8 protein-coding genes are annotated in these 11907 nt (G+C 51.8%); 6 read left to right on the forward strand and 2 right to left on the reverse strand.

Annotated features, from left to right (window positions below; translation table 11 throughout):
* Window positions 1-27 precede the first annotated feature (27 nt).
* On the forward strand, window positions 28-219 hold the full coding sequence (locus HRU77_05760) for a hypothetical protein (protein ID QOJ20240.1): 192 nt from the start codon (window positions 28-30) through the stop codon (window positions 217-219).
* A 198-nt stretch (window positions 220-417) separates the two neighbouring features.
* On the opposite strand, the gene HRU77_05765 is transcribed toward HRU77_05760, so the two are convergent.
* Together HRU77_05765 and HRU77_05770 are read right to left on the reverse strand one after the other, a co-directional pair.
* Window positions 418-1692: a cytochrome P450 gene (locus HRU77_05765; GenBank protein ID QOJ20241.1), complete on the reverse strand. Its 1275-nt coding sequence runs from the start codon at window positions 1690-1692 to the stop codon at window positions 418-420.
* 45 nt (window positions 1693-1737) lie between these two features.
* Window positions 1738-3792, reverse strand: a complete 2055-nt coding sequence (locus HRU77_05770; GenBank protein QOJ20242.1) for a ribonuclease E — start codon at window positions 3790-3792, stop codon at window positions 1738-1740.
* Between the two features lie 373 nt (window positions 3793-4165).
* Here HRU77_05770 and HRU77_05775 point away from each other — a divergent pair, with 373 nt between their 5' ends.
* The 5 genes from HRU77_05775 (at window position 4166) to HRU77_05795 (ending at window position 11840) form a co-directional block, all read left to right on the forward strand.
* Complete coding sequence (locus HRU77_05775) at window positions 4166-5659, forward strand: bifunctional metallophosphatase/5'-nucleotidase (GenBank protein ID QOJ20243.1); 1494 nt, start codon at window positions 4166-4168, stop codon at window positions 5657-5659.
* A 445-nt stretch (window positions 5660-6104) separates the two neighbouring features.
* Window positions 6105-7415 carry a porin gene (locus HRU77_05780; GenBank protein QOJ20244.1) on the forward strand — a complete coding sequence of 437 codons (1311 nt, stop codon included), beginning with the start codon at window positions 6105-6107 and terminating at the stop codon, window positions 7413-7415.
* A gap of 162 nt (window positions 7416-7577) precedes the next feature.
* Window positions 7578-8996 (forward strand): acetyl-CoA carboxylase biotin carboxylase subunit, encoded by a 1419-nt coding sequence (locus tag HRU77_05785; GenBank protein QOJ20245.1) that lies wholly within the window; start codon window positions 7578-7580, stop codon window positions 8994-8996.
* A gap of 30 nt (window positions 8997-9026) precedes the next feature.
* Window positions 9027-10850 (forward strand): sodium-extruding oxaloacetate decarboxylase subunit alpha, encoded by a 1824-nt coding sequence (oadA, locus tag HRU77_05790; GenBank protein ID QOJ20246.1) that lies wholly within the window; start codon window positions 9027-9029, stop codon window positions 10848-10850.
* Between the two features lie 384 nt (window positions 10851-11234).
* Window positions 11235-11840 (forward strand): PEP-CTERM sorting domain-containing protein, encoded by a 606-nt coding sequence (locus HRU77_05795; protein ID QOJ20247.1) that lies wholly within the window; start codon window positions 11235-11237, stop codon window positions 11838-11840.
* Window positions 11841-11907 lie beyond the last annotated feature (67 nt).

An 11907-nucleotide genomic window follows, 5' to 3' on the forward strand; every position in this document is an offset into this window, starting at 1 on the left:
TAACAACTTACATTTAGAAGGTTTTATATGAGAATTACACATTTATTAGCAGTATCGGCGGTTTTAGTTTTGGTTGCATGCGGCGGCAAACCAACAGCGCCAGAAACACCGAATCCTGATGCTTACGGCAAAACCATCCAACCTTTCCATCAAATACCGGCAGATGATCAGGAAGGCGGCGGTAAAGCCAGATCAACGACTGAGAAATCAAATTACTAGAGTTTTAGAGGGTGGCCAGTGTTCTATAGTCGGTAATCACAAGCAATTCAGGCTATAGAACACTGTCTTTATACCGCTACCGGTAAGAATTTCTGCACATGATACAAAAAGAAAAGGAAAGGAAATGAACTAATCCATACAGTCGATTGAACTTCATTTCCTATTCGTTACCGTTTAATTACTGCACCAGACTAGAATTTACGCCGCAGTCCACGACAAATCATACGACTCAGGGAACGGACCGGACTTATAGTCTATATTACCTTTAGGCTCAATATTTTTCTTCAAAAATACCTGCCGCGCCATTTCCGGAATCATCACCATACCCACGTAACGGCCCAGACATTCATGATCGCCGAAACCGAAATGGAAGTAGTTGTACCAATTACGTTGCGGAATGAATTCATCCGGCGACTCGAATGCCCGCTCATCGAACATCGCAGACAACGTCACCGGCAGCACATAAGTACCGGCACGCAAAACCGTTTCGTAATTTGTTCCCTTCGCCGCGGTATAGTCGCTCACCGTGGTGCGAAATAAATACGATGTGATCGGTACAAACCGCAACGCTTCCCACACAATACCGTCGAACTCGGTGGTATCTTCCTTGTGCGCAGCGGCTTTGGCCGCTGCCAGCCATTGCGGATGCTGAAACAAATATTGCAGCACTTGAGCTACCGCTTGCGACGTGGTTTCGATGGCGCCGATCAGAAGACCGCCGGCGTTCACCCCCAGCCGTTTGATGTCGAAGTCCAATTCCTTGGCAAAACTGGTACGCAACATCCGGGTGACAATATCGTCATCCAGCCGGACAATCGTCGAAAACGTCAATTTTTCCAGTTTCACTGCCAGCAAGCGCTTTGCAATGAGCATCGTGATATAGTCGCCCAGTTTTTTGGAAGTCTCATTATGCCGGTCGATAATCTGCTTTGATAATTCCGCCGGCACCAGGTCGAATGGCTGGTTGTGAAAGGTATCGTATTGATTCCAGTAAGACCATTCGATCAAATCTTCCCGTTTTGCACCCGTCAGGCCAAAATATTTTTGCACCAACGTTGCCGGTACCATCCGGCAAAAACTGTTTACAACCTCAATCTGGCCATTGGCATCATCGAGAATTCCGCTAGCGATCTCCGCAACCAAATTACGCACCCTGGGCAGATCATCGCGATTCAGCATAAATTGCATCAACGATTTCTCACGGGTATGCAGCGCATCGTCATCATGCGCCATCAGGTAATTGTCCATCTTGGGCACATACGGTTTGACGGTGAACACTTTGTACATCTTCAAGATTTCCCTGACATCGTCAAAACGGGTGACCAGCGTGCAGTCGGGCGTTACTAAAATCGGACGGTTGGCGCGCAGTTCCTTAAAAAACGGCAACGGCTCTGTATCCATCCAGCGCCGCACCAGAGGAAATTTTTCTGCATCGGGGGTCGCATCATACCGTTCAAGATAACTTGTGCTCATTTCATTTCTCCCTGTTCATTCATTAATGATGGTTGATCGTTCAAATTACAGAGTCTTGAGATATTCCAGCAAGTCCAGACGCTCCTCCTTCGTCAGCGGTTTCAGAATTTTTCCGTTCAACTGCGCCGTTTTACCGGTTGTATATTCATGCCCGGCATTGCTATTACCTTTTAAGCTGGTATCAAACTTGTATCCTTGATAGCCGCTGCTTTTCAATCCCACTTTCGCCGGATCGAACTCACGCGAACCGACTTCAAATTGATCAGGACGGTATTCGCCGTCTTCCGGATCGCCTTCATGTTTCTTGGGCAATAACAAATCGTACAGCGTCGGTACAGAACCGTTGTGCAAATAGGGCGCGGTCGCCCAAATGCCGTTCAGCGAACGCGCCTTGTAGGCGTTCAATGAAGCCAGCGGTTTTGCTGTGGTATCAGGATCGTAATTGCCATGTTTGATCGATGATTTGATTTCATTGTGGAAGAACGCTTTGGCAATATCCACAATCCAGTCGGTCCAGCGCTGGAAAAATAACTTATCGGGATCCGGTGTAGCCACCACGTTTAAAGTCGCTTTGGTCAATAAGGCGGCTACCGGCGCTTTTTGATCCAGCAATATGCTGCCGACGCCGACATCGACATATTGGTTACGCAATATGCCGGAATATCCGGTGCGGCTGAAACTGTTTTCCGCCATTACGGGATCGGTACCGACATCGCTGACTCTGGACATACTGGCAACGACGCGGCGGTCCGGATCGTCGCGCACAATATTCGCATGGCAACCGGCGCAATACTCGTTAAACAAGGATTGACCGCGCGATGCGCGTTGCTTATCAATGGCGCCTAACACATCTTCCGGCCACTTCGGCGATTGCAATTTTTGCAGATGGAATTCAATTTCACGCAGATTATGCACATTCACCGATGAATCAAAGCTGATTTTGGTACGGGTATTTTGTCCGCCGATCAATGTGGATAGGGTCGGCCCTTTTTCCTCATTCCAATCCAGCGTGCCGAATACGCCGATGACTTCGCCGGTATTGCGTCCGACCGGTCCTAGCCCGGCGTTGGCGGCCAGACCGTTCCATTGCACATAATCGTGCTGCGGGATGTCCCATAAGAAAGGATAGCTGACAGGCGCATCCGCCGGATTGAATAACGCTTTACGCAAGCGGCCCAACTGCCACTTGGTTAAATTTTGTGTCAAGCGATCCACCACACGGTCACGTTGATCGCCCGTCGGGATTTTTTCCATATCCGCCAGAACTTTGTCGAGCTCCTCTTCCGACATGCCATCGTCGCGCATGATGTGGCGATCGCGCAATAAATCCCTTAGCTCCCTTTCGTTAATCAGATGCTCGAGCACGCGGTTATAAATGCGTCCAAACGCATCCAGCCGCGCATAACCGTAAGGCGTCGGGCTGCGGTTGATAATGGTGTAGTTGGTCAGGCGCTGTTCATATTTCGCCAGATCGCCCAGCACTTCCGTTTCCGATTTGTAATTGCCGCGCGCCAGCACATTCTTGACAAACCGGCTCTTGGCTTCTTCATTCTCGCGCACGTGTTTCAACGCTGCCGATAAGCCTTTCATGATCTCTTCCATATCCGCGCTCGCCGGACCACCGTCGATGCGGATACCGACGCCGTTATAATTCACCTGCCCGGTATGGCACGCGGCGCAAGTCAACCCAATATATTCCCGGCCCTTATAGTCATCCTTGACCCAGCCGACCGGTAATGCATCCGGATTGGTGGAAGTCGCTTTTTGTGGTAAGTAGCGATAGAAATTCATGTTTTCATTGGAGCGGAACAGCTCGGATTCCCCTGCTTTTTCCAGCACCATGAAAAAATCGTAGGGCATTAGGTTGGATCCCTGCGTCGTGGTGTAAAACCACAGGCTATCGGAAACATTCCAGCCTTGATCGAGATATTTGACCGTTTCATAGCTATCGCCGAACGGATCTTGCTTAACCGTATCCGCACCGCGATCGGTATCGGTTCCCGGAATTAATGTGCAAGCGGATAGAATCGCAATGAATAAACCCACCGCTGCAATAAAAAACGACAGCCGCTTTCTCGATAATGCAAAAATTTTTTTCACGATAATTCCCCTTTCGCTTGAATTTGTTGAATCAGTATTGATAAGGATGAAATGAAGGCTATGGAATCGAATCAGCCAATCGCTCTGTAATCAGTGCTCTCCTTACGTTACTTGACTTTGGATCACCCTTTCCGAAGCCCGTGCTTAACGCTCAATCTTGGCGGATTGTATTGTTATTATGTGCGGCTTCCGATTATATTCACAATCGGCTGCCGTTGATAGCGAGATTCTCGCATCCTAGAACATATTTCGGATGCATGAGAACACTGGAACCGGAAGCACATGGACGGCTACCGGGTGAGTGCAATTTGCCATACACTCGCAGCAGACGTAGCTTTGAACAAAACAGATCCCCCAATTACAGGGCATTATCATGAAAAAATCTTTTGCTGTTCTACTCTCGATCATCGTTGTTTTCACACTGACCGCCTGCGCCACAACACCGGCTCCATTAATCAGTGATGGCCGGATACACGTCACCATCCTGCACTTTAACGATATTTATGAAATCACCCCGGTCAGTGGCGGCAAGGAAGGCGGAATCGCACGCGTCGCCACGTTACGCAAGCAACTGCTGGCGCGTAATCCGAATACCATCACCACCTTAGGCGGCGATCTGTTCAGCCCGTCCGCGATCGGCACCGCCCAATTTGAAGGTGACCGGCTCGCCGGGCGGCAGATGGTCGATGTGTTAAATCACTTGCAACTGGACTACGCCACATTCGGCAATCACGAATTCGACGTCAAGGAGAGTCAATTCAACCAGCGCATGCAAGAAGCGAAATTCACCTGGGTATCCAGCAACGTATTCGCCGCCGACGGTCAACCGTATGCCGGCGTCAAACAAAATCTGGTGATTCCTGTCACCGATAAAAAAAGCGGAAAAACTTTCAGAATCGGCATGTTCGGATTGACGCTGGCGGCCAATAATCCGGGTTACGTGCGTTATTCCGATCCGATTGCAGCCACCGCTGAGCAAATCAAACAGCTCAGCGGCCAAATCGATTTTGTGATCGCCCTGACGCATCAGGCCATCGACGATGATATCGAGTTGCTGCAAAAATTTCCGCAAATCGGCCTGCTGCTCGGTGGTCACGAACATGTCAATTATCAAAACTGGCGCGGCAATTTTACCCCGCTGCTGAAAGGCGACGCCAACGTGCGCTCGGTTTACGTGGTCGATCTCTATTTCGATCCGCAAACCGGTAAAACCCAAGTCAAACCGGAATTTGTCCCGATCAACGACAATCTTCCGGAAGATCCAGCCGTCAAAACCGTGGTCGACAAATGGATGAACATCGCCTTCGACGCCTTCCGGCAACAAGGCTTTGAACCCGAAGCCGTGGTCACAACCACCAGCAAAGCATTGGACGGACTCGAATCCAATGTGCGCACCCGCAAAACCAACCTGACCGAACTGATCGCCCAAAGCCTGCTGCGTCCCTACCCGGAAGCCGAACTCTCGCTCTACAACAGCGGCTCGATCCGCATCGACGACGTACTGCCCGCGGGCCAAATTACTGTCTACGACGTGATCCGGGTGCTGCCGTTCGGCGGCAAAGTGCAACTGGCCGCGATCAAAGGCAGTTTGCTCATAAAAGTGCTGAACCAAGGCATGGCGAACACCGGCGCGGGCGGCTTTCTGCAATCCGTCAATACCCAGCAAGTCAACGGTGCCTGGCAGATTAACGACACTCCGATCGATGCGAAAAAAACCTACCGACTGGCGATCAACGACTTTCTCGCTTCCGGCAAGGAACATGGTCTGGATTATCTGAAACCCGGCACCCCGGATTTCGTCATCATCAATCCGGGTGAAAACACCGACATCCGTCAAATAGTGATCGATCAGCTGAAGAATAACTGAGAAGTTTTGAGCGGCTGTCTGAAGGGATAAAGATAAAGCACGCCACAAGAAAAGTGAAACAGAAGCCCATGCAAATAGGCTTAGGTCAACCTGAGCAATTTGTCACCGCTTGCCATTACCGTTCTCATAACTTTCCTTGTTGTTATTCTGGTCGGTGTAATGCAGCGCATTACTGTTGCACCATAGATATTAACCATTGATTATGCTGAATTTTTTCTCGATTATCTCATCCATTAATCGCGTTAAGGTACAATGCAATCACCCCAACTTGCACAATTCCGGAGAAAGAGAACAACAAACGATCCAGCAAGATGGAATCAAGCAAGAAGCGCAGTGTGCGAAAAAGCATTGAGTATTTCGCACTCGAGTTAAACACTTCAAAGCACAATGCATCATATTTTCAACGACTTCCATGTTATCGTGATCAAAAATCAGGAACAACACTATGAATTACCACATCAACACGATCAGCGCAGTACTCGGAATAGTTTTATCGGCAATCATCACGGTTGACCATGCTTTTGCCAACAGCTTGGCGGATTTGTACAAACGCAGCGGCTTGGAAATCGGCGGCTGGATCAACGGCGGGGCAACCTACAATGCCAATAATCCGTCGGATGGTTTCAACGGCACGGTTACCTTCGCCGATCGCGCCAACCGGTTTCAATTGAATCAGCTCAATCTCTTCATCGAACGCAGCGTCGAAACGGATACTTCGAATTGGAGCCTGGGCGGACGCTTCGATTTCCTGTTCGGAACCGATGCCATTTACACTCAGGCCTTCGGTATCTCCGCGTTCGACGAAAATACCGGCGAACCGTCGGATCGCGGCAACTGGGATCTGAATCTCTGTTGCAAATCGACGCGCACCTATGGCATCGCGCTGCCGCAAGCCTATCTGGAAGCGCACGTACCGGTCGGCAACGGCCTGAATGTCAAGGCGGGACATTTTTATACACCGTTGGGTTATGAAAGCGTCCCTGCGCCCGACAATTTCTTTTACACCCGCGCTTATATCCTGAACAGCGGCGAACCGTTCACACACACCGGTTTTTTAGGCACTTACAATATCGATAAAAACTGGACCATCCAGGGCGCGGCGACGACCGGCAGCGCCACCGGCGGATGGGATGGCGGCTTTGACAAACAGCTCGACAACTGGGGCGGACTGGCCAATCTAACATGGAATAGCGACGATAAAAGAACCAGTATGGCATTGGGCGGCACCTACGGCCAAACGGCGGTAAATCAACCTTGGATGATGTACAGCGTGGTGCTGCAACATTGGTTCACACCCAAGATGCACGGCGTATTGCAGCATACCAACGGCTGGGCGGCCGACATCAATCTACCCGAAGGAATCCGCAACGCCGCCTGGTATAGCATCAATACCCACCTGACTTACGATCTGAAAAAAAACCTGTCGATCGGCATTCGCGCCGAACGGTTTCACGACCGCAACGGCTGGCGGGTGTTCTCCCCTTACCGCATTCTGTCGGCAATGAATAACAAGGGCGTTAGTTACGCCGGCAATATTCCTCTCGTGAGCGCACCCGCGGATTATTACGCCGTTACCGTGGGCATGAACTGGAAACCGGCGATGCACTGGAAAAAAGGCTGGAAACCGGTGCGCAATCTCAATATCCGCAAGAATATCCGCTACGACCGGGCGGACGGCATCGACATGGCTTTTCACCCATTCGACGGCAAAAAAGATCAACTTTTATTCTCGCTGGATGCGATGATTCCTTTTTAAATAGGCGCCAATCCAGGGAAGCTCGGAAAACAGAAGCAAGCGGCTGCCGGAAGACGATCATCGCGTGTAAGGCATGGTCGTTTCACAAGTTTCCTTTCGACCGCCCTAACCGGAATTGATCGGGTAAAATACCGTCATTGCGTTTTTACAACAGGCCAAAAGATGTTACGTAAAATCTTCATCGCCAATCGCGGCGAAATTGCGGTGCGCATCATTCGCGCGTGTGCCGAGATGGGTATCCGCTCGGTGGCGGTTTATTCGGAGGCGGATCGTTTCGCGTTGCATGTCAAGAAGGCCGATGAGTCGTATTGCATCGGCAGCGAGCCGATGGCGTGCTATCTGAACATCCATGCGCTGGTCGATCTGGCGCTGGCGACCGGTTGCGATGCAGTGCACCCGGGCTATGGATTTTTGTCCGAGAACGCGCAATTCGCGCGCGCCTGCAAGGAACGCGGACTGATTTTCATCGGTCCGGAACCGGACGTGATCCATCGCATGGGCGACAAAACCGAGGCGCGCAATGCGATGATCGCTGCCGGGATTCCGGTGACACCCGGCTCGGACGGCAATCTGCATTCGGTCGACGAGGCGTTGCAAGTCGCCGGAAAAATCGGCTATCCGGTGATGCTGAAAGCGACGTCCGGCGGCGGCGGGCGTGGCATCCGCCGTTGCGACAACGCGGAAGAACTCAAACGCAATTACGCCCGGGTGATTTCCGAAGCGACCAAGGCTTTCGGCAGCGCCGACGTGTTTCTGGAAAAGTGCATCGTCAACCCGCGCCATATCGAAGTGCAAGTGCTGGCCGATCACCACGGCAATGTCATTCACTTGTACGAACGCGACTGTTCGATTCAGCGCCGCAATCAGAAACTGATCGAAATCGCACCATCGCCGCAACTCGACGAAGCGCAGCGCCAGTACATTGGCGGCTTGGCGGTGATCGCGGCGAAATCGGTCGGCTACACCAACGCCGGAACGGTCGAGTTTCTGCTGGACGATAGCGGTCGTTTTTATTTCATGGAAATGAACACGCGTGTGCAGGTCGAGCACACTATCACCGAAACCATCACCGGTGTTGACATCGTCGAAGAACAAATCCGTGTGGCGGCGGGCTTACCGTTGCGTTTCAAGCAGGAGGAAATCGTGCGGCGTGGTTTTGCCATTCAGTTTCGCGTCAACGCCGAAGACCCGAAAAACAATTTCCTGCCGAGTTTCGGCCGCATTTCGCGTTACTACGCGCCGGGCGGTCCTGGCGTGCGCACCGATACGGCGATTTATACCGGTTACGAGATTCCGCCGTTTTACGATTCGATGGTGGCAAAAGTCATCGTCAGCGCGCTGACCTGGGAAGATGCGATCAAGCGCGGACAACGTACCTTGCGCGACATGGGATTGTTCGGCATCAAAACGACGATTCCGTATTATTTAAAGATTTTGAAGCATCCGCAATTTCGCAGCGGCAAATTCAATACCGGCTTTGTCGAGCAGAACCCGAATCTGATCCAATATTCCGATAAACCCCGGCCGGAAGTGCTGGCAAGCGTGATCGCCGCCGTGGTCGCTTCGCACACCGGTCTGTAGCAGCATTCATCGGTTAACCAAGGAAAATCCATGCAAAAAGTTCACATCACCGACGTCATTTTGCGCGACGCGCACCAATCCCTGATCGCCACCCGGATGCGCACCGAGGACATGCTGCCGGCCTGTTCGATGCTCGACAATATCGGTTATTGGTCGCTGGAATGCTGGGGCGGTGCGACATTCGACGCCTGTTTGCGTTTTCTGAAAGAAGATCCGTGGGAGCGCCTGAGCAAACTCAAGGCCGCGTTGCCGAACACGCCGCTGCAAATGCTGCTGCGCGGGCAGAATCTGCTCGGTTACCGTCATTATTCCGACGATGTCGTGCGCGCGTTCGTCAAGCGCGCCGCCGCCAACGGCATGGACGTGTTCCGCATTTTCGATGCGCTGAACGACGTGCGCAACCTCAGAACCGCAATCGAAGCAGCCAAGGAAACCGGCAAGCACGCGCAAGGCACGATTTGCTACACCACCAGCCCGGTGCACGATACCGCCAGTTTTATTACGCTGGCCAAAGAGCTGGCCGCGCTGGGTTGCGACTCGATCGCCATCAAGGACATGGCCGGATTGCTGACGCCGTATGCCACCAGCGAGCTGGTTAAAGCCCTGAAAGACACCGTCGACGTGCCAATCCATCTGCATTCGCACGCCACTTCCGGCCTGGCCGAAATGTGCCAGTTGAAAGCCATCGAAGCCGGTTGCCGCCACATCGACACGGCCTTGTCGTCATGGTCGGGCGGCACCAGCCATCCGCCAACCGAGAGTCTGGTCATGGCGTTGCAAGGCACGAAACACGATACCGGACTGAACTTGCAGAAGCTGCAAGAAGTGAACGATTATTTCGCGCAAGTGCGCAAGAAATACCACCGTTTCGAGAGCGAATTCACCGGTGTCGACACGCGCGTGCATGTGTTCCAGGTGCCCGGCGGCATGATTTCGAATCTGGCCAATCAATTGCAGGAACGCAATGCGCTGGATCGCATCAGCGAAGTTTATGCGGAAATTCCGCGCGTACGTAAAGATTTGGGCTACCCGCCGCTGGTCACGCCGACGTCGCAAATCGTCGGCACACAGGCGGTGTTGAATGTGCTGACCGGCAAGCGCTACGAAACCATCACCAATGAAGTGAAACGCTATTTACAAGGCGGCTACGGCAAAGCCCCGGCGCCGATCGATACCGGTCTGCAAAAGCGCGCCATCGGCAAGGAAGACATCATCGATTGCCGTCCTGCCGATCTGTTGAAACCGGAATTCGAACACCTGCGCCAAGAAATCGGGCATCTGGCGCTGAACGACGAAGACGTACTGAGTTACGCCATGTTTCCAGAAATCGGCAAGCAATTCCTGGAACTGCGTTCCACCGGCCACCTCGTGCCGGAACCGCTCGAAATTGCAACGACCGGCAGCAACGGCGTGCAAAAAGCGCCGACCGAGTTCAATGTCGCATTGCACGGCGAGTCGTACCACGTCAAAGTCACCGGCACCAGCCCAAAAAATCAATCGTTGCGGCACTTTTATTTCATGGTCGACGGCATGCCGGAAGAAATCGTCGTCGAAACGCTCGATGAAATCGTGCTCGACGGCGGCACCCAAGGCGCCGTCAAAAGCACTATCGGCAGCAAACGCCGCCGCCCCGCCGCCGAGGGCGACGTCGTCGTCAGCATGCCGTGCAACATCCTCGACGTGCTGGTCAAGGAAGACCAGAAAGTCAGCGCCGGACAACCGGTACTGATCACCGAAGCGATGAAAATGGAAACCGAAATCACCGCCCCGATCAGCGGCATCGTCAAGGCTGTGCACGTCGTTAAAGGCGAATCGGTAAATCCGAATGAGGTGTTGATTGAGATTGGGGGATAATTACTGAAGAATTATCCTGATTTTATTATCAACTTGATAATTGTACGATCGATCTGAATTTCTATAACTGAGCAGCTAGTGTTCACTTTTTATGCCGATTGCCTTCAAATGAGCAAACCCATCCCGCCGAATCGCTCCCCCCGTCACCAACATTTTTCATACCCCTGTCAAATCCCTCAATAGCATAGCGATAGGACAAACATACTAGAAAAATCGGGAGTCATTTGCTATTGCTCACACATGATACGATAATTAACATCGCGACTGGAGGAAATGGGCCCAAAAATGGCAGTAAACAATCACTTGTAACAGTAACAATAAATATATAACACCCGGTCCAACAAACGAGATGCACCGATTAACCTAATAAAATTTGGAGATTCCATGAATAAACTCAAATCAACCATTATCGCCACAGCGACAGCAGTCGTGTTTGCTGCGCCTGCCAGCGCGGCAGTGACTGTTTTCTCCGACAATTTCGATAGCTATTCGCCATTGGCACTCAATTGGACGCCACCCCTTGCAAGCGGATGGACAGTTTCCAGCGGCACAGTTGATTTAATCGGAGTCGGTTTTATCGATATCTTGCCTGGCAACGGAAACTATATCGATCTGGACGGCAGCACGGCTGATAGCGGCGTCTTTGCCAATAGCGTCAATTTGACCGGCGGCGTTACCTATACACTATCCTTTGACCTGGCCGGCAGCCAGCGCGGCTCCACTGAAACGGCCAATGTCAGTTTCGGTACTGCCACTGCATCCTTTACGTTGAATAGCTCCGATCCGTTGACAGCACACAGCTTGAATTTCACGCCATCCGCATCGGGTATTTATAGCTTCAGCTATGAAAATTTGGGCGGAGATAATATTGGATTACTGCTCGATAACGTATCGGTATCCGCCGTTCCGGAACCGGAAACCTATGCCATGCTGCTAGCCGGTTTAGGAATGTTGGGCTTTATGCTGCGTAGCAGAAAAGCGAATGCTTAATCAGTTCTGGTAACACAACCGGGAAATCCCGCTCGATATGCGGAATTTCCCGGAGTCATCCTAAATT

The sequence above is a fragment of the Gammaproteobacteria bacterium genome, assembly GCA_015709615.1.
In the GTDB taxonomy this organism is placed as follows: domain Bacteria; phylum Pseudomonadota; class Gammaproteobacteria; order Burkholderiales; family Nitrosomonadaceae; genus Nitrosomonas.

What these genes read in the sequence shown, in the direction of transcription:
- HRU77_05775 (QOJ20243.1), top strand. Translation starts at nt 4,166, where the DNA reads ATGAAAAAATCTTTTGCTGTTCTACTCTCGATCATCGTTGTTTTCACA.
- HRU77_05795 (QOJ20247.1), top strand. Translation starts at nt 11,235, where the DNA reads ATGAATAAACTCAAATCAACCATTATCGCCACAGCGACAGCAGTCGTG.
- HRU77_05760 (QOJ20240.1), top strand. Translation starts at nt 28, where the DNA reads ATGAGAATTACACATTTATTAGCAGTATCGGCGGTTTTAGTTTTGGTT.
- oadA (QOJ20246.1), top strand. Translation starts at nt 9,027, where the DNA reads ATGCAAAAAGTTCACATCACCGACGTCATTTTGCGCGACGCGCACCAA.
- HRU77_05785 (QOJ20245.1), top strand. Translation starts at nt 7,578, where the DNA reads ATGTTACGTAAAATCTTCATCGCCAATCGCGGCGAAATTGCGGTGCGC.
- HRU77_05765 (QOJ20241.1), bottom strand. Translation starts at nt 1,692, where the DNA reads ATGAGCACAAGTTATCTTGAACGGTATGATGCGACCCCCGATGCAGAA.
- HRU77_05780 (QOJ20244.1), top strand. Translation starts at nt 6,105, where the DNA reads ATGAATTACCACATCAACACGATCAGCGCAGTACTCGGAATAGTTTTA.